The 17,400-nt window shown below is 51.9% G+C and carries 17 protein-coding genes and 1 pseudogene; 5 read left to right on the forward strand and 13 right to left on the reverse strand.

Features of this window, described 5'->3' with window-relative positions:
• Positions 1-2: 2 nt before the first annotated feature.
• Positions 3-587, reverse strand: coding sequence for a TetR/AcrR family transcriptional regulator (locus FRY98_RS26365; protein ID WP_148457687.1), 585 nt, complete (start codon positions 585-587; stop codon positions 3-5).
• 207 nt (positions 588-794) lie between these two features.
• Here FRY98_RS26365 and FRY98_RS26370 point away from each other — a divergent pair, with 207 nt between their 5' ends.
• Positions 795-2,501: a DUF4127 family protein gene (locus tag FRY98_RS26370; protein ID WP_148457688.1), complete on the forward strand. Its 1,707-nt coding sequence runs from the start codon at positions 795-797 to the stop codon at positions 2,499-2,501.
• 95 nt (positions 2,502-2,596) lie between these two features.
• On the opposite strand, the gene FRY98_RS26375 is transcribed toward FRY98_RS26370, so the two are convergent.
• The 9 genes and pseudogenes from FRY98_RS26375 to FRY98_RS26415 all read right to left on the reverse strand — a co-directional run bounded on the left by FRY98_RS26375 (position 2,597) and on the right by FRY98_RS26415 (position 10,895).
• Complete coding sequence (locus FRY98_RS26375) at positions 2,597-3,943, reverse strand: LLM class flavin-dependent oxidoreductase (RefSeq protein WP_148457689.1); 1,347 nt, start codon at positions 3,941-3,943, stop codon at positions 2,597-2,599.
• Positions 3,944-4,038: 95 nt separating this feature from the next.
• Positions 4,039-4,506, reverse strand: a complete 468-nt coding sequence (locus tag FRY98_RS26380; protein WP_148457690.1) for a DinB family protein — start codon at positions 4,504-4,506, stop codon at positions 4,039-4,041.
• Entirely contained in the window at positions 4,503-5,681 is a 1,179-nt protein-coding gene (locus FRY98_RS26385; protein WP_148457691.1) for a M20 peptidase aminoacylase family protein, read from the reverse strand. Before FRY98_RS26385 ends, FRY98_RS26380 begins: the two co-directional genes overlap by 4 nt.
• A 29-nt stretch (positions 5,682-5,710) precedes the next feature.
• Positions 5,711-6,760, reverse strand: coding sequence for an LLM class flavin-dependent oxidoreductase (locus FRY98_RS26390; RefSeq protein ID WP_148457692.1), 1,050 nt, complete (start codon positions 6,758-6,760; stop codon positions 5,711-5,713).
• A 12-nt stretch (positions 6,761-6,772) separates the two neighbouring features.
• Positions 6,773-7,525, reverse strand: coding sequence for an amino acid ABC transporter ATP-binding protein (locus tag FRY98_RS26395; RefSeq protein WP_148457693.1), 753 nt, complete (start codon positions 7,523-7,525; stop codon positions 6,773-6,775).
• Positions 7,522-8,231, reverse strand: a pseudogene (locus FRY98_RS26400) (amino acid ABC transporter permease). Before FRY98_RS26400 ends, FRY98_RS26395 begins: the two are co-directional and overlap by 4 nt.
• Positions 8,228-9,013 carry an amino acid ABC transporter permease gene (locus tag FRY98_RS26405; protein ID WP_148457694.1) on the reverse strand — a complete coding sequence of 262 codons (786 nt, stop codon included), beginning with the start codon at positions 9,011-9,013 and terminating at the stop codon, positions 8,228-8,230. The pseudogene FRY98_RS26400 and the gene FRY98_RS26405 overlap by 4 nt, the downstream one beginning before the upstream one ends.
• 32 nt (positions 9,014-9,045) lie before the next feature.
• Positions 9,046-9,879 (reverse strand): transporter substrate-binding domain-containing protein, encoded by an 834-nt coding sequence (locus FRY98_RS26410; protein ID WP_148457695.1) that lies wholly within the window; start codon positions 9,877-9,879, stop codon positions 9,046-9,048.
• A gap of 134 nt (positions 9,880-10,013) precedes the next feature.
• Positions 10,014-10,895, reverse strand: coding sequence for a LysR family transcriptional regulator (locus FRY98_RS26415; protein WP_148457696.1), 882 nt, complete (start codon positions 10,893-10,895; stop codon positions 10,014-10,016).
• A gap of 269 nt (positions 10,896-11,164) precedes the next feature.
• Here FRY98_RS26415 and FRY98_RS26420 point away from each other — a divergent pair, with 269 nt between their 5' ends.
• Positions 11,165-11,716: a GNAT family N-acetyltransferase gene (locus FRY98_RS26420; RefSeq protein ID WP_148457697.1), complete on the forward strand. Its 552-nt coding sequence runs from the start codon at positions 11,165-11,167 to the stop codon at positions 11,714-11,716.
• A gap of 101 nt (positions 11,717-11,817) precedes the next feature.
• Here the strand turns inward: FRY98_RS26420 and murI are convergent, their stop codons facing one another.
• The 3 genes from murI to FRY98_RS26435 form a co-directional block, all read right to left on the reverse strand.
• On the reverse strand, positions 11,818-12,606 hold the full coding sequence (murI, locus tag FRY98_RS26425) for a glutamate racemase (RefSeq protein WP_148457698.1): 789 nt from the start codon (positions 12,604-12,606) through the stop codon (positions 11,818-11,820).
• Between the two features lie 543 nt (positions 12,607-13,149).
• Positions 13,150-14,100 carry an SPL family radical SAM protein gene (locus FRY98_RS26430; protein WP_148457699.1) on the reverse strand — a complete coding sequence of 317 codons (951 nt, stop codon included), beginning with the start codon at positions 14,098-14,100 and terminating at the stop codon, positions 13,150-13,152.
• A gap of 149 nt (positions 14,101-14,249) precedes the next feature.
• A complete protein-coding gene (locus FRY98_RS26435) occupies positions 14,250-14,921 on the reverse strand; it encodes a L,D-transpeptidase family protein (RefSeq protein WP_148457700.1) in 672 nt (223 codons plus the stop codon).
• 227 nt (positions 14,922-15,148) lie between these two features.
• Here FRY98_RS26435 and FRY98_RS26440 point away from each other — a divergent pair, with 227 nt between their 5' ends.
• From FRY98_RS26440 to FRY98_RS26450, 3 genes are all read left to right on the forward strand, one after another.
• Positions 15,149-15,823 (forward strand): SOS response-associated peptidase, encoded by a 675-nt coding sequence (locus FRY98_RS26440; RefSeq protein WP_148457701.1) that lies wholly within the window; start codon positions 15,149-15,151, stop codon positions 15,821-15,823.
• Between the two features lie 116 nt (positions 15,824-15,939).
• Positions 15,940-16,806 (forward strand): helix-turn-helix domain-containing protein, encoded by an 867-nt coding sequence (locus tag FRY98_RS26445; protein ID WP_148457702.1) that lies wholly within the window; start codon positions 15,940-15,942, stop codon positions 16,804-16,806.
• Positions 16,807-16,820: 14 nt separating this feature from the next.
• Positions 16,821-17,387 carry a DUF5823 family protein gene (locus FRY98_RS26450; RefSeq protein WP_148457703.1) on the forward strand — a complete coding sequence of 189 codons (567 nt, stop codon included), beginning with the start codon at positions 16,821-16,823 and terminating at the stop codon, positions 17,385-17,387.
• Positions 17,388-17,400 lie beyond the last annotated feature (13 nt).

Raw genomic sequence — 17,400 nt, forward strand, 5'->3', positions numbered from 1 at the left:
TATTACAGCATCTCTAAGACCGCATTCATCATGGCGCGGACTTTTTGAATATCGCCTTGGCTCCTGGCGATCACATTGATGCCGTGGTTCAGATTCAGCAGCAGGTAAGAGAACATTTTAATATCTTTATCCGGAGCGATTTCCCCCGTCTCTTGCCCTTTCTTCAACTTCTCATAGAACAGCCGTTCCAACTCCGTAAATCTTTCGCGAATCGCCTCCCGCAACGGCTCATCTACCTCATCCAGACCGATCGATGCATTCGTGATCAGACATCCTTTAGGGAAAGCTTCGCCATGCGCGGCAAAAGCGTTCGTGATATGTACCTCAAAATACTGGCGGATGCCCTCGATAGCGGTAGGAGCTTGGATCAGCAGATCGCGTTTTTTTTGCGACATTTTCTTGTAATATTGAATAGCTTCTAAATAAAGCGTCTGTTTATCCTGAAATGTTTCATACAAACTGGATCTGCTTAACCCCATGGAATCCAACAAATCCGGTATGCTGGTCGCCGCATATCCCTTTTCCCAAAAAACGACCATCGCTTGACGTAGCACGTGCTCCCGGTCAAACTCTTTGGTCCGTCCCATACTACCTCCTCCTTTCGAGTTCAAGTATAATCCAACTGGAATGAATAGTCCAGTATTTTTTTCATTTCCGTTACAGGCGGGTAAAGGCAACTTAAGCCCCCTTTTTCTACCATTTTAAAAAAAAGGAATTGCCGGTTGTATCCTTGTCCCTATTATTGCCTATATAAGTGAAAGCATGTTGATCCTCATTTTGAAAGGAGTAGAAATATGAAGAAGATCTTATACGTACCGTTAGATGACCGGCCGGTCAATTTGGATGATGTCATTCGGCAAGGGCAATCCGCAGGGCTGCAGCTCATTACGCCAAGAAGGTCCGATATCCGGAATCGGCTTGATTCCGTAGCGGACACTTGTGACGATCAGCTTCTCGGCACATCATCACCTCGCTTCGGCCGCACGGCTAATATCCGTGAATTTATCTTGGAACACGCCGCATCGGTCGACGGCTTTATCATTTCCATCGATATGCTTGTTTATGGCGGGCTTATCGGCAGCAGGCGTCTGCGGACGAGAGGAGGCGGCATGTACCCGGAATATGATGCCGATGCGACTCATCTGCTCGATGTGATTCGGAAGGTGAAGCGGCAATACCCTCGCAAGCCGGTTTATGTGCTGGATACGATCATGCGGCTGGCCACAAACACGTTTGTCGAGAATCTAAATTTTGACGCCTATACGGAAGCCCGGAACCATATGGGTCAGCCTAGGCAGCCGTTCACTGAATTCAACGAGATTATAAATGGATACGACCTATCGATTGACGGCACTCCTTACGGGGACACTATCTATTTTAATAAGAATCACTACTACCATGCGCGCCAACATAAATTTAAAACTAACCTGTACGTTTTGGACCAGCTTGTCAAGCCCGGATATATTGATTTTCTGGCCGTTGGTGTGGACGATGCGAAGACGGAAGGAGTTCAGATCAATGAAATCCGTTTCGTGGAAAATTATATTAACCAGGCTTTAGGCGGCAGCGGCGCGCAAAATCCGGACCGAGCGATTATCCTGCCGGATGCGGACGGTTTGGGACATTCCCTCTTGGCCCGCATGGCGAACCAGTTGCATAGGGAAGGTGCCAAAACGAAGGTCAGCATTCAATATTACGGTCCTCATGGTTCCACAATCATTAATCCGTATGAATACATGAATTTGCATGAAAACCTTCTGCGGCATATCGATATCATCGGCGGTCAGTTTGTTTCGGAAGATCCGGATATGGAGGTGATCGCCGTCACCGCAGCGGACCGGGCTTCCGAAGCCGCTAACAGAGTAGCAAGCAACGGAAGCGATCATCAGGCTACCGTGGTGGTTGATTTTGTAGGAGGGGGAGCCTCCGATTCCGCTGTAACGGAAGCGTTGTTGGCAAGTTCCTGCACCGGGCGTATCCTGGGTTACAGCGCGTGGAACACCGCGGGGAATAAAATCGGAATTTCCCTCGGCATGGGACAAGCCCGCTATGCGTTTCTGGTTACGGAGAAGCATCCCGCCGCGCTTGGCAAGGCGGTTAATGCCCACGGTTCCCTCCTGTTCAAGCGTTTTCTGAAAGACTACTATTATAAAACGATGGCCATAGCCGAAGTCCGGAATTATTCAAGAAGCCACATGAAATATACGAACCTGCCGCAAAGTGTAGCCGATCAAAATATGCTCATTTTCAATACGCCGTCCGATTTTCAACATTTGACCGAACTGCTTCAGGATCAGATGCAAACCTATATGGACCTGCTTCGTGCCAAACCCGCTTTTCTGAGGGGTGACACGTCCAAAGCGTATAATGTTCGGCAAATTCAAGGTTCTAACTGGTCGTTGGCGGAATACAGGAGAGCCGAACTGGATCGTGACAATCCGCAGTATATTTGGGGACGCGCCTTTGAAATAACGCTTAATCCAACGGTTGTTCTTCACTGATCAAACCATAAAAAGGCTGAACAGCGACCTGATCCCGGATCAAACCGAAGACTCCGGGATCGGCCGCTGTTCTTTCGTTTAAGGCCTCGTGCTTTTTAGGTCGGCGTAACGAGGGCTTTTTGTTTTGTGTAACGGTTTTCGGGCACCGGCAATCCCAAATTGCCGCGCAATGTATCACTCTCGTACTCGGTCCGGTATAACCCTCTTTCCTGCAGAATCGGCACCACGTACTCCACGAAGTCCTCAAGCCCTCTCGGTACGCCCGCGGAAATCATAAAGCCGTCCGCGGCGTCCCCTTCAAACCATTGCTGAATTCGGTCGGCCACCTGCTCCGGCGTCCCGATGAAATCGCCGCGCGGAGTCGCCGCCTGCAGCGCCACTTCCCGAAGGGTAAGCCCTTTCTCCCTGGCATCCTTCTTGATTTTATCCGTGCCGCTCCGGAAGCTGTTCTTTCCGAGATCGCCCAGGTCGGGGAACGGCTCATCCAGCGGATATTGCGAGAAGTCGTGATGCTCGAAGAAGCGGCCAAGATAATCGAGCGCATTCTCGATCGTCACAAGGCTCGCCACTTCCCGGTATTTCAGCTCCGCCTCCTCCGGGGTGCGCCCGATAATCGGACTGATCCCCGGAAAGATCAGCACTTCGTCCGGCCGGCGTCCGTACGAGACCGCGCGGGACTTCACGTCCTTATAAAAAGCTGCGGCATCCTCCAAGCGTTCATGACCGGTGAAGACGGCATCGGCTTCCTTCGAGGCGTAATTCTTCCCGACTTCGGACGCTCCCGCCTGGAAAATGACCGGCTGCCCCTGCTTCGAACGGGCGATATTAAGCGGCCCCTTCACCGTGAAGAACTCTCCCTCATGATTCAGCGTGTGCAACTTGGCGGGATCGAAGAACACTCCCGTCTCCTTGTTTCGCACGAAAGCGTCGTCCTCCCACGAATCCCAGAGGCCGCGGGTGACCTCCAAAAATTCCGTAGCGATCCGGTACCGTTTGTCATGCTCGGGATGTTCCGTCTTTCCGTTCCTGCCGTAGTTTAACGCTGAGCCTTCGAGCGGAGAAGTCACCACGTTCCATCCGGCGCGGCCGCCGCTGAGTTGATCCAGGGACGCGAACTGGCGCGCCACGGTAAAAGGGTCGCTGTACGAAGTGGAAAGCGTGCCGACGAGTCCGATATGCCGGCTGACCGACGCCAAGGCGCTCAAGAGGGTGATGGGCTCGAACCGATTCAGGAAATGGGGAATGGATTTCTCGGTAATATATAGGCCATCGGCAATAAAAATCAGATCAAACTTCCCCTCCTCGGCCTTTCGTATCCAGTTCTTGTAGAGCCCGAAATTTACGCTGGCGTCAGGCTGTGCATCGGGATGCCGCCACATCGACGTTCCTCCTCCCACACCGTGAAGAAGCGCGCCTAGCTTCAATTGCTTCTGCTTTGCCATATTTCCCATTCCTCCCTTATGAATGATGCTACGGACTTCGGCGCTTCGCTTTCGTCCTGCGTCTTGCGGCCCCTAAGCGCACTGTCCCGCGCAGCTCAAACCGGCGCGGCCGCCTGCTTGATGCGCTCGATCTGGCCCAGATGGTTCTCCACATGCCGGATGAATCCACGGACGATATCCGCCACACTGACGATCTCCCCCTTCGCGTTGACGGCGGTTTGGTCGAAATCCGCTCGCTTCAGCCGCCTTAGAAGCTGCGCATTATAATGCAGCAGGGCCGTGAACGTCTCCAAAATATCGGACACGGCGCCTTCGTTGGCATATTGCCCGCTGATCCAAGCGTCTTGGTTGAATAAGGGCAGCCGCTCCTCCGTTCCCGCCAAAATATCGCGAAGGCGAAACGAGGTGATTATACTGTGATCAACCAGATGGGCTAACACTTCCTGCACGCTCCACACCTTCGGCGCCTGCTTCCACTGCAGCTGTTCCGCGCTTAGTCCTTCAATGGCGTCTAGCAGCCGCTGACGGGTATTTAAAAAGGTTTCGATGAAATCGCCGCTCATACCCTCTCCTCCATTCGACTTACTTTCCATGTCTCAAGCGCCTTTTCCGCCAGTTTCGTAAAAAAATCCACGCTGACCGGAACGGCCTTCTCATCCAGATCGAATGCCGGATGATGCCATTCGTGGGGGCCTGCGGTCCCCATGAACACGAACAGGCCGGGTATTTCCCGTTGATATACGGCAAAATCTTCGCCGGCGGGCGACGGCGCGGGAACCACCGCCTCGTAGCCAAGTTCGGCTGCCGTTTCCCGGCCGATCTCGGCCAGGGCGGCGTCATTGATTACGGGAGGCGGGCCCCCGATCCAGCGGACGGCCGCCGTTGTATCGAAGGCGGCGGCGACGCCCGCTACAACCCGGCTGAATCGTTCCAGCACCCGTCGCCTTACGTTCTCGTCAAAGGTGCGGATCGTCCCTTCCAGCACCGCTCTGTCCGGGATGACGTTCCAGGTCGTCCCGCCATGCAGCTTCGTCACGCTGACGACCACGCTCTCCAGAGGACTCACACTCCGGCTGACGATCGACTGCAGCGCCGTCACGATGTGGGACGCCGTCACGATCGGGTCCAGCCCCGCCTCGGGAACGGCGGCATGCGAGCCTCGGCCGGCCACCTCCACGATGAATCCGTCGGCCGCCGCCATCAGCGGGCCTTCTTTGATGCCGATCGTGCCGACAGGCAGGTCCGGCTTATTGTGCATCCCGAATATCGCCCGGACCCCCTCCAGCGCCCCGCTGTCGATAACCTGACGGGCGCCCTTGGCCTTCTCTTCGGCCGGCTGGAAGATCAGGCGGACCGTCCCCGGAAGGTCGTGTTCCCTCTCTTTTAGAGCATGGGCCGTGCCGATCAGCGCCGCGGTATGAAAATCGTGCCCGCAAGCATGCATCCGGCCCGGTATCTCCGAAGCGAAAGGCAATCCGGTCTCCTCCTGGACGGGAAGCGCGTCGATGTCCGCGCGCAGGGCGATGACCGGCCCCTCCCGATACCCGCCCACTTCGGCGACAACGCCGGTCGCTAGCGGAACGTCCAGGATGCGAATGCCGGCTTCCCCCAGCCATTCCCGGATGCGGCGAGTCGTCTCGAACTCCTCGCCCGACAGCTCCGGGTAACGGTGGAGCCGGCGCCGGATTTCAATGAAGCGGTCGGCTTTGGCTTCGCCGATTGTTGTTGGATATGGCATAAGACTCACCTGCCTCCTTGTCGTCGCTCTTATTCGTTTATGCCTCCTCCGGCAACGGTTTGAAAGGCCGCCGTGGAGCTTTCCGCCACCGCGGCATACAGCAGTTCGAACGAGCGAACCCGTTTGTCGAAAGACTCGATAGGACTCGTCACGATGAATTCGTCGATGCCGGATGCCCGCTGCAGCTCCAGGAGCTTGGCGCGGACGGTCTCCTTCGTCCCTTTCGTCACCGCGGGCTCCAGCTCTTCGATCGAATACGGCTCGCCGGATTGCCGCCCGAATTCCTCCGCTTGCTTCAACGTTCCGAGCGTCAGCGACCTGCCGCCGGCCAGATGGATCCGGACAAGCGTCCGCGCCGCGGCCAGCCTCTCCGCCTCCGCCTCGGTATCGGCCACGACGACCGAGAGCGCCAGCAAGACCTGCGGTTCCGTCCCGTGGGAGCCGTTAAAACCCCGGCGATAGCTCCGAATCGCCTCCAGCGCCGCGCCCTCGTCCCCATTGATGAAGAGGGAAAAGACATAAGGGAGGCCGAGCTCGGCCGCAATCTCGGCGCTGGCGGTGCTTGCGCCGAGGACATACAGCTCCGGCGCCGTCTCCGGCAGCGGAGCGGCACGCAGTCCGGCGAGCGGATGATCTTCGTCCAGCTTGTTGTGGACGAAATTCCGGAGCTCGACGATTTTCTCCGTCAGCGACGCCGGGTCTGGCCCGCCGCGCTGGAGCGCCCGCGTACTGCGGGGCAAGCCTCCCGGCGCGCGGCCGATGCCGAGATCCACGCGGCCGGGGGCGAGCGACGCCAGGACGTTAAAGTTTTCGGCCACTTTGTACGGGCTGTAATGCTGGAGCATAACGCCGCCCGAGCCGACGCGGATGCGCTTGGTCTCCGCCAGCAGATAGGCGATGAGCACTTCCGGCGAAGAACCGGCCACTTGGTCCGAATCATGATGCTCGGATACCCAGAATCGCCGGAATCCGAGCTCTTCGGCCTTGCGGGCCAGCGCCACGGTATGCGCGAACGCTTCCTCCGCCGTTTCTCCCGGATAGATCGGACTTTGGTCCAGCACGCTAATCGTTAATCCCATGTCTTTCGCCTCCTAAATACTATAATTCGGCACCGGCGCGATCCGCTTAAGGAATTGCCGGGTCCGTTCTTCCCGGGGATTCTGGAACAGCTCCGCAGGCGTTCCCTCCTCCACAATGACGCCGCCGTCCATAAACACGACGCGGTTGGCCACGTCCCTGGCGAATCCCATTTCATGGGTCACTACGATCATGGTGATGCCCTCCTTGGCGATTCGGCGAATCACTTCAAGCACTTCCCCCACCAGTTCGGGATCGAGCGCCGAGGTCGGCTCGTCGAACAGGATGACTTCCGGCTCGAGGGCCAGCGCTCTGGCAATCCCCACCCGCTGCTGCTGCCCGCCCGAGAGCTGGCTCGGATAAGCGTCCAGCTTGCCGGCAAGCCCCACCTTTTCCAGCAGGGCCGCGCTCTTCTCCCTCGCCTTGGCCTTCGGCCATTTTTGGACGACAATCAACCCTTCCATCACATTTTCCAGCGCCGTCTTATGCCGGAACAGATTATACTGCTGGAAGACCATGGCCGATCGCTGCCGAAGCTCGTGGATCTCTTTCTTGGAAGCGCGCCTGCAGCGAAGCGAGAAGCTGCCGATTGCTATTTCCCCGCCGCTTGGCTGCTCAAGATAGTTCATGCACCGCAGCAGCGTCGTTTTGCCGGAACCGCTTGGTCCGAGAATCACGACCACTTCGCCCGTGTTCACCGTCAAGTCGATTGACTTCAGCACCTGTTGCCTGCCGAACGATTTGGATAGATTCGTCAGCTTGATCATGTGATACCTCCCCTGTTATACAATGTGATACGCTTTTCGATGACAGCGCTCAGCCGTTCGAGGAGGAGGGTTAATCCCCAGAAAATCCCCGCTGCGGCCAGATAGGATTCGAAAAATTTCCAATTGGTCGAAGCAACGATCTGCGCCTTTGCGTTGATGTCCACCACGGACACCGTAAAAGCGAGCGAGGAGCCGTGCAGCATGCCGATGACCGAGTTGGACAGGTTCGGCAAGCTTGCCGCCAGTGCCTGGGGGAGGATAATCCGTTTTAAGGCTTGCGGCGTGGTCATACCGACGGAATACGCCGCTTCGAATTGCCCCCGGTCCACCGCCAGCAGGCCCGAGCGAATGACCTCCGACATATAGGCTCTGCCGTAATCGAAAAGGAAACGAAGGCAAAACCGATCATCGGAATCGCGGCCGGATCAAACTTCCATCCCATCCCGGCTGCCAGTACCTCCAGCAGCATCGGAAGTCCAAAGTAGATCAGCAGCAAATGGGTCAGCATGGGAGTTCCCCGAATGAAGGTCACATAGCCGGCGGAGAGTTGGCTCAGCACGGGAACCTGATACAAACGGGCAAATGCCGTAAGCAGACCGATGACAAAGCCTGCCGTAACGGAGACAACCGTAATCAGCAGCGTAGTCGGAACGGCGGACAGGAGGTTGAGGAACGCGGTCCAGATAAACGAGGGATCGATGTTCAAAGCTTCACGCCTCCTTTCCCGGTTTCCAATCCGGCGGCGAATCGCCGGCGGAGTCCCTTTCTCCGCAGCCCAAACGGCTGCTTCGTCGGCGCCTCCGGAGCCTCATGCTTCCTCAGCCGAAGTTCGGCTCTGAGCAGCAGTTTCTGCAGCGTCATACTGACGGCCAGATAGATGGCGGCCAGCGCCAGGTACGCCTCGACAAAATGCTGGGTAATGCTTCCGAGGGTCTGCGCCTTCCCTGTCATCTCCATGAGCCCGAGGGTAAAAGCCAATGAAGTGTCTTTCAGCAGGGCAATAACCGTGTTGGAAAAAACAGGTAGCGCGATGCCGAGCGCCTGGGGCAGGATGATCCTGCTAAAGGCCTGATGACGCTTCATCCCGATCGCATAGGCGGCTTCAACCTGGCCCCGGTCCACGGCCATGACCGAGGCTCTGATCATCTCCGACATGGATGCGCCCGTGTGAAGACCGTACGTCAGGATAACGAATAGCAGCACTGGTGTCCGGGACAAGTCGACGTCAACCAGCTTCAGGATTTCGGGCAAACCGTAATAAAACAGGAACAATTGGATCAAGATCGGCGTTCCCCGGAAAAAGGACACATATACCTTGGAGAACGTCCCGACTAAGGGGACGTTGTACAAGCGGGGCAGCGCGATCAGGAAGCCGACCACGATCCCGAGCAATAAAGATCCGGCGACAATAAGAAGCGTAATGCCGAGCGTGGCCGCCAGCTTGGGCAGGAAATCAAGCACATACGAGAAATCGAAAGGCGCACCCATTAACTCCCCTTCTCCCTATTTTGGTGATCGCATCATTGGCTAAAGTCGTCTCCCAACCACTCCCGGCTAAGTTTAGAGAGTGTCCCGTCGGATTTCAATTCCCGAATCGCCTTGTCTATGGCGTCCGATAGTTTCTGGCTTTCCGGATCATTCTTGCGGAAGACGAATAGAATGTCCCCTTCGGAGAGCGGTTCACCCGTCGTCTTCAGCTTTCCTTCCGGATCGATCAGCGGCAGCGTGAAGTCCGCCCCGATCGTGGCTTCCACCCGCCCTGTCGTGATCTGGCTAACCGTGTCATTCGCCGCGCCGTTCTGATAGACGATATCGATCGCATTACCGTTCTCCTTGTTGTAAATCTCCAGGATTTGGGCGGCTGCGCTGGTGGCGCCCGTCAGCACTTTTTTTCCCTTCAGGTCGTCCAGAGTTTGGATACTGTCGTCATGATCTTTGGCTACGATGATTCTGTTCCGCCAGTGCGCATACGGCTCCTTATTGAACAAGTATTTTTCCGTACGCTCCGGGTTCTTCTCCATTTCATGGGCAACGAAGTCGATTTTCCTCGTCTCCAGACTAAGCAGCAGGTTCGCGAATTCCTGGGTTTGAAACTCGAATTCGTACTCCGGCAGCCGCTTGTCGATCTCCCGAACCAATTCGACGTCATACCCGGTCAGTTTCCCGTTTTCATCGATAAAGCAGATGCGAGGAAAAGACGTGCCCGTGCCGACGATAATCTTCGTCCTATTCTCCCCTGCGGCTTGTACCTGGCCCTCCTTCTGCACTCCGTTGCTTTGTGAGCCGCCGCCGCATCCCGCGATCACCCCAGCAAGCAGAATGACAATCACGGCTCCTAATGAAGATGGTTTCATCGCCTTTTCCCCCTTCCAACACGTTCAAACATTAACCAATAAATCTCATGTGTTTAGTATGATTTGGTTTGACACTTACTTTAACGCGATTTAAAGGGCGCGTCTAATAGAGTTTTTCTATGCATCCATCCAAATCATCGATAAGACCAAGGAACGCCCCACTCCAGCAAGGCGTCCAAAAACACGGTGTTTTGGCCTGTCAAGGCGACGAGATGGGTTTGTAGGGAGATCCCCGCGGTTTCGGTGATTTCCACCGGGATCAGCAATCCTTCCATCTCCTCGTGCCTGGCGCATAATCCCGGAAGGAAACAGATGCCCGCTCCTCCAAGGACGAGCTTCTTGGCCGTCTCGGCATTGTCCACCTGGAAAACGATATTCGGCGGCTGCTCCAAGCTTTCGAATACCCTGTGAATTCTTAGCCAGTCAAGGGATCCGCACTCGAAGAAGACGAGCGGCTCATGCCGTAGATCCCGGATCGAGGCTTTTCCCGCTGCCGCCAGGGGATGGTCGCGATATACATACAAACGGATCGGATCCTCGAATAAAGGATAAGATTGGAAGGCCGGGTTCATCTGCTTTCGGACGAAGGCCACATCGATTTCCTTGGCCGTCAGCCTGCCGGCGAGTTCATCCGTTCCAGCTGTAGTCAGTTTAAAGTGAATGCCCGGAAACCGGCGGCTCAGCGCCGTCAATAGATCCGGCATGAGATAATTGGATACCGACACGGTGCTGCCGATTCTCAGCTCGTTGGGAAGGGTGTGTTTGGATTGCAGATGATGCTTTCCTTTTTGGAAGGTGTGCAGGATCTCTTGGGCATAGGGTAAAAACTGTTTGCCTTTGTCGGTAAGAAGGATTTGTTTCCCGAGCCGGTCGAACAGCCTGCAATCCAGTTCCCGTTCCAGCGACTGAATCCGCGCCGTCACCGTCGGCTGTGACAAATAAAGCACGTCGGCCGCCTTGTTAAAGCTCCCGTAATGATTAATGTAGACAAAAGCTTCGATATTCTCGATATTCAAGGTAATCCCCCCAGTTCACTATAATTCCTATTTATCCAATTAGTTTAGGTGGTTTATATGCAAGAAATGGTGAATAATTATCCTTATCTTAGGCAGATGACAATTTTATGTCAATCTTATTGGAGTTCAATGTCTTATAGAATTTATTAATCAATGTATTAATATTAATAATTTCCTATGTGATTAATTGGTTTAAATTGATATACTATGCACAGTCTTTTGGGGCATCCAGCCCTTAAGTATCCAATAAATGAGTAAGGAGTGGTCGGATGAAAACCGTTCAGGAAGTGACGATTCGGGATGCGCGGGACGGGGAGCGCGAAGCCATTGCCAACCTGATGCTGGAAGCCTATCAACAGTACGCGTATGATCTGCCCGGGACCCGGTGGGAGGAGTACTCCCAATCCATACGCGACTCTGTTTACGGCGATGTCCCCTATGCCCGCATCGTGGCAGAGTTGGAAGGAAGCATCGTGGGAAGCGTCCAGCTCTTCCTCTCCTCTCAAGAGGCGTATGGCAAGCCGGAAATGGGCATTTCTTCTCCGATTATTCGACTTCTCGCCGTATCTCCGGCTGCGCGAGGACGCGGCATCGCCACGCAGCTGATTCGCGAAGCGGCGGTGAGATCTCTTCGACTCGGTGCCTCGACGTTGCATTTGCATACGTCGGACATGATGGCGTCCGCCGTCCGGCTGTACGAGCGGCTCGGCTTTGAACGCGCTTATGAGACGGATATCTACAACGGCGAAACGCTGGTCAAGGGGTATCGGCTTTGCCTTTCCGATTCCTCGCTTCTTCCGTCGTCAACCCCGTCCATTTAAAGCAAGCCTTATTTTTTCTAAAAGTAGGGTAACTAAAAAAAGCATACCTCCTGTGCCGATAGGGTAACTACGGCCTAGGAGGTATTTTTCGTGTTGCATCTTTAATTTAATTTCTCCAGATCATCCAACATCTCAAAAAGCCCTTTATATTTTGACAATGTGTCTTTGTCCTCAACTTTGGTTCCCGACTTATAGAATTCGATGTCCCCTGTTCCCTCGTTAATTTGATTCTTATCTTCGAGGATACGTTTCAGGTGATTTGCCGTTCCGATGCTTCCGGAAATCAAGTCAACTTCATTGGGGAAAAATTTACGAAGAGCCTTTACGAAGTAGGGAAAATGAGTACATCCGAGTACCACGGTTCCATACTGACCCAAATCCAAAGCGGATAGCTCGTTTTCTAAATAAGGAATCACGCTGTCCTCGTCGAATTCAAATTTCTCAGCCAATTCCACAAGTCCCGGTAGAGGCAAGCTGTCAACGATATCTCCGTGAGCTACCTTGCTGATCAGATCATGATACTTCTTCTCTTTTAAGGTTAAATTGGTGGCTAACACCAGGACTTTTTTGCGTTTCCCTTCCCATCTCTCTACCGCCGGTTTGACCGCCGGCTCAATCCCCAGAATCGGAAACTCATACCGCCGCCGAAGTTCTTCAATGACAATGCTCGTGGCGGTATTGCAAGCGATGACCAGTGCTTTTACATTTTGTTGCGCGATAAATTCAACCGCGTCAAGGATATATTTCCGTACTTCTTCTTTCGATTTTTCTCCATAGGGAACATGGGCCGTGTCGGCATAAAAGATGTAATCCTCTTTCGGTAAGAGTCGGATCGCTTGATGGAGTACGGTTAATCCGCCGATTCCGGAATCAAAAAAGCCGATCTTCATGTTTTTCACTCTTCTCTTTGTTAGTTAATTCTGTGCAACTCTTGAGACATCGATTGAACCTGTCTCCTCTGTGGTTTGGTTTGAAAGAACAATCCGAAAAAATTGTACCATATCCTAAGGAATCGACGATAAAAAATCAACAAAAACTTATGATTTTCCAGATATTAACCGATGTAATTATAGAATAAGTTTATTTAGAGGTGATATTGTATGAAAATTGGCGGCAATTTCGCTAACAATCCGTTGTATAACGGAAAAATCCAAGCAATTGATCCGAATGGCAAGGACATCCTCGCGGTCAAGAACCGGGTGGCGCATAGCCTTGATAACCAGGAGAAGGCAAAGGAAAATCTAACGCGGGAGGAGCTGCAGACCACTCCGCAAGAGAAACCAAGCGCTTTGCTAGACAGGGGCAAGTCACAGGAAAATTTAATCAACAAAGGTCTTGGTGTAATGGACGGAATCGAAGAAGCCTATCAGAGCTCGTTATCCCAAAGTCTCGATCCACTGCGCGCCCAGTTGGAAGAAGTAGACACATCGAATTTAGATCAGGAGAAAAAAGACGCCATGAAATCCGCCATTCAACAGGAAATGCAGCGGACGGAGCGGGCGCTTAAGCATTTTTACGGAAGTTTCCAACAGGCCATCACCAAGCTTTATGACAAGCTGACAGGAGGAGGCTTTCAACGGGTATTGGATGATCAGGGCGGCCCTCCTTCTGAAGTATTTTTCTACGTTGGCGTGAATATCCGGCCGGTACCACTTTGTTAGGTCATGGGCTTCAAATAGTTCAGGCATTCCTAGGCGTTTGGACCGCCGGCCGTTCATTCCGTCTCCTATATTCAACGTGTCGATCCAAATCCGATCCACCGCCCCATCCATCATTTTAGGAAAATCAGGGGTAAAGGGCAGTACCGGAGAAACGGAAGCTTGAGTAGATACGCCCGCATCATGTATCGTTTTCAATGCCTTTAACCGCAATGGAATTCCGGGGGCATACGGCGCAAAGATCCGTCGAATATCGTCCCGGTCCGTTTCGATCGTCATGGATACGAGGACTTCACATTTATTCTTTAAGGCGACCAAAAGATCAAGGTCTCGGGTAACGATCGGGCTCCTTGTTTGGATTTGCAGGAAATCGGGCGGATGCTCGATCATTTCTTGAAGGACTTTTCTTGTGATTTCCGCTTTCCGTTCGATCGGTTGATACGGGTCCGTTGCCGAGGACATGAAAATATGGATGGGCTTGTTTTTTCGACGTAGCCCGATGACTTCACGCCGATAATTATCCGCCGCGTTGATTTTGATGTCCACCCATTCGCCCCAAGACATTTCCTTAAACTGTTGAATCGGCATTTCTCTGACGTAGCAATAATGACAGGAAAAGGCGCAGCCGCTGTATGGATTCAAGGAATGAGTAAATCCTACATTTAAATATCCACTGGCCTCACTCAGAATTTTCTTCGATATGATCTCTTTCATATCAATGGGCATGAGATTATCCCCTATCCCGCCTATATCAGGCTTAATAATCCTCTATATTTATACTATCTCATTATACAAAACATATGTTCTGTTACCAACAAAAAAAGCCGTGGGTTCCCACGACTTCTGGCGTGCATATTCAGTCCGCTCCCCATATCTCATTCGATCAAACCCATTTGTTCATAAACCTGACGAGAAACAACCCCATTTGGAATCAGGTGATGGTCTCTCTGATATTTTTTCAGGGCCTCGGTTGTACTCGCTTTGAATCTCCCGTTACAAATCCCGTGAAAATATCCGGCGCTCCTTAAACGGGATTGTATAAGCTGTACGTCTCCCCCTGCATCCCCTTCAGCCAGATCCCTGGGATTATGGTTCAGGTCGCCAAGCACATGCCCGTATATTCTTACCGGAGTACCGACGGGAATCCAGTCGTATAATTCAACCACATCCTTGTTAAACATCCGGACGCATCCATGGCTGAGGTGCTGGCCTATCGAATACGGTTTATTCGTGCCGTGAATTCCGAAATGTCCCCAGGGAACGTTTAAGCCGATCCACCGTGGACCGAAAGAAGGACCCCAATTCGTACCTTTATAGATGACTTTAAAATCCCCGACAGGTGTCGGAGTCGACGGATTCCCTACGGCAACGGAATAGGTCTTGACAACTTGACCATGATCAAGAACAAGCAATTTATGCCGCATGGGGTAGATTTCAATTTCAAGACGATGGGGTTCTTTTTTTGCCGATATGGCGGAAGCTGATGAATCCAGCACGCTTAATACAACCAGTGCGATAAGAACAATCTTACGATTCAATGTGAGCATTCTGGACCACCCGTTTTCATTTCATTTTTTTCGTACAATTATATATTCTTATTCCTTTTCTTTTTTTATTCAGTATTTTTAGCCGATTCTAGACCTTCCTTTGGTCCTTATCGTAGGTTCCCCCTTACCGCTGTGACGGCTGGGAAAGTTAATTTTCCCCTGGAACAAATGAATAATTTTCCTCCTTTGGCAAACAATACGAGAAATCAAAAGGAGGCTGAAGCTTAATGTGTCAACGTTTTTCCATGGCGGCCGAGCTGCCTGAGGTTCAAGAGCACTTCGAGATCGAGCGCGTGATGGTTTATTATAGAAACCGTTATAATATCAGGCCGACACAACCCATGTCTGTCGTACTTCAGCAAAACGGGGAGCGGATTCTGGATGAGTTTCGCTGGGGGTTCATCCCCTATTGGGGAAAAGATGCGGTCAATGCGGATCTAAGAAATGTGCATCGGAATCCGACCTATCGCAAATTGGTGGACAAGCAGCGGTGCATTATTCCCTGCAACGGCTTTTACTATTGGAAACAAGAAGGGAAGCGGGCTTACCCGGTGCGGGTCGTCATGAAAAACCGCGGGATGTTCGGAGTGGCCGGTCTTTACGAGATTTGGCGGGATACAAGAGGAGAACCGCTCCGTACTTGCACCTTGGTCATGACGGAAGCCAATTCGCTGATCGGGGAATTTGAGAGCCGGATGCCGGCGATTTTGTCCAAGGAGGACATAAGCCGGTGGCTCGATGAAGAGACTTACGACTTGGAGGCGCTGAATCCGATTCTGCGTCCCTATTCGTCGGAAGAGATGATTTCGTATGCGGTGACACCGCTGATTGATATTCACGGAAACGACTCGGATGAATGTATTCGGGAGATGGATCTCAAACGGGCGTGGGTTAAGCGTTAATTCCCCCACGCCCCACCCTCCCGTTGTATCTAAATCACAGCAAAATATATCAAGTCTAGTATCTTAAGATGTTGTAAGATAGTCGGTGTCAGGAGGTGGTTTCCATATACGAGGAAATGATTCAGCGTAGTCTATCCTATGTTGAGCAGCATTTATACGAGAATCCCAGCCTTGATGACTTGGCAAGAGAAACGGGTTTTTCCAAATACCATTTTCACAGGATGTTTAAAAAGTATGTAGGTAAAAATATCTCACAATACATCCGTTCTCGAAAAATGGCCTGCGCGGTAGACCTGCTGCTATATACCGATGAAAGGGTTCTCGATATCGCTTTATTAACAGGTTTTGAAAGCCATGAAGCCTTTACCAGAGCATTCGGTAAAATCTATGGCTTGACCCCATCAAAATACAGAGAGCAGATGAGGGTATTTATTAAACAAAAGGGAGATGAGAAATTGAACAAAATAAAAGGATGGTTGTTTACAGGTACCACACCGGAGAAATATAGTTGCGAACTGGACAAGAAAGTTTTTATAAACAGTAACTGCTCCGTTACCCTACGCGCAAATGAAGGGGAAACCTTTCATGACAATGATTTCGGTACCCTTATGCAGCAATTTCAGGCGGCCGATTTTCTGGGGAAAAGAGTGCGCTTCTCGGGTTTTGTAAAGTCGGAGAACATCACCGGCTGGAGCGGTCTATGGATGCGTATCGATGATAAATCAGAGAATATTCTGGGCTTTGACAACATGGAGCCCCGATGTATTAAAGGGACGACAGAATGGAATCATTATGCTTGCGTCCTGGATGTCCCAGAGGAAGCCAACCGGATTAATATCGGCGTTCTTCTATCCGGTTATGGGCAGGTGTGGTTAAGTTCTTGCAGCTTTGAAGAAGTGGGGAAAGATATACCGGTAACCGATTCACTGGCTGCTGCAGATAAATACCCCCGCCAACCTCAAAATCTGAATTTCTCAGACTAGTTACGGGGGATCGGATGTTTTCACTACTTAAAACCATCTTGGGGCAAGGGATTGAACTGATGTCCGGTTTTTTCTCCGGCAACTTGCCTGTTATTTTCTATTACTGGTGTCTGGTACTGTTATTCATCGTAATCTTTCAAGTGATTAGAGAGAAAAAAATCGGCATTGAAAAAAGTAGTTACTTGAATAGGTTTGTCCTTGAATTTCTGCTGTTTTTCCTATTTTGGACAATGGGTATTGTACTATCCGAGTTTATTAAGGATATCATTTCAAACGGTGTGACCTCTCCACAGAAATATACCTTTACTTATATCGGGTTGATACCGACTACATCCATATATCTTTCGGCTCCATTGTTGCTGTCGTTAAGAAACTGCCGATTTAAAGAAGACACCTTCCGAATGATCGCTTTTATTACCGGATTTTTAACCGCTTTTATCCAGTTTAAAGCCATCGACAAGTATATCTTGCATATGGAAAAATTATCGCTTAGTTATCTGATCACTCTCTCTGTCGTCACGGGTATAACAGCCCTTCTGATCAGACTGGCATATAAAATAAGTTTTGAAAAAGACGTATAGCTATAGAGCAAAC

Source organism: Paenibacillus faecis (assembly GCF_008084145.1).
GTDB classification, from domain to species: Bacteria; Bacillota; Bacilli; order Paenibacillales; family Paenibacillaceae; genus Fontibacillus; species Fontibacillus faecis.

Coding starts and splice junctions, on each gene's coding strand:
- FRY98_RS26435 (WP_148457700.1), bottom strand. CDS start 14,921: ATGCTCACATTGAATCGTAAGATTGTTCTTATCGCACTGGTTGTATTA.
- murI (WP_148457698.1), bottom strand. CDS start 12,606: ATGAAGATCGGCTTTTTTGATTCCGGAATCGGCGGATTAACCGTACTC.
- FRY98_RS26440 (WP_148457701.1), top strand. CDS start 15,149: ATGTGTCAACGTTTTTCCATGGCGGCCGAGCTGCCTGAGGTTCAAGAG.
- FRY98_RS26385 (WP_148457691.1), bottom strand. CDS start 5,681: ATGCCATATCCAACAACAATCGGCGAAGCCAAAGCCGACCGCTTCATT.
- FRY98_RS26420 (WP_148457697.1), top strand. CDS start 11,165: ATGAAAACCGTTCAGGAAGTGACGATTCGGGATGCGCGGGACGGGGAG.
- FRY98_RS26430 (WP_148457699.1), bottom strand. CDS start 14,100: ATGCCCATTGATATGAAAGAGATCATATCGAAGAAAATTCTGAGTGAG.
- FRY98_RS26405 (WP_148457694.1), bottom strand. CDS start 9,013: ATGGGTGCGCCTTTCGATTTCTCGTATGTGCTTGATTTCCTGCCCAAG.
- FRY98_RS26410 (WP_148457695.1), bottom strand. CDS start 9,879: ATGAAACCATCTTCATTAGGAGCCGTGATTGTCATTCTGCTTGCTGGG.
- FRY98_RS26375 (WP_148457689.1), bottom strand. CDS start 3,943: ATGGCAAAGCAGAAGCAATTGAAGCTAGGCGCGCTTCTTCACGGTGTG.
- FRY98_RS26380 (WP_148457690.1), bottom strand. CDS start 4,506: ATGAGCGGCGATTTCATCGAAACCTTTTTAAATACCCGTCAGCGGCTG.
- FRY98_RS26395 (WP_148457693.1), bottom strand. CDS start 7,525: ATGATCAAGCTGACGAATCTATCCAAATCGTTCGGCAGGCAACAGGTG.
- FRY98_RS26365 (WP_148457687.1), bottom strand. CDS start 587: ATGGGACGGACCAAAGAGTTTGACCGGGAGCACGTGCTACGTCAAGCG.
- FRY98_RS26370 (WP_148457688.1), top strand. CDS start 795: ATGAAGAAGATCTTATACGTACCGTTAGATGACCGGCCGGTCAATTTG.
- FRY98_RS26390 (WP_148457692.1), bottom strand. CDS start 6,760: ATGGGATTAACGATTAGCGTGCTGGACCAAAGTCCGATCTATCCGGGA.
- FRY98_RS26445 (WP_148457702.1), top strand. CDS start 15,940: ATGATTCAGCGTAGTCTATCCTATGTTGAGCAGCATTTATACGAGAAT.
- FRY98_RS26450 (WP_148457703.1), top strand. CDS start 16,821: ATGTTTTCACTACTTAAAACCATCTTGGGGCAAGGGATTGAACTGATG.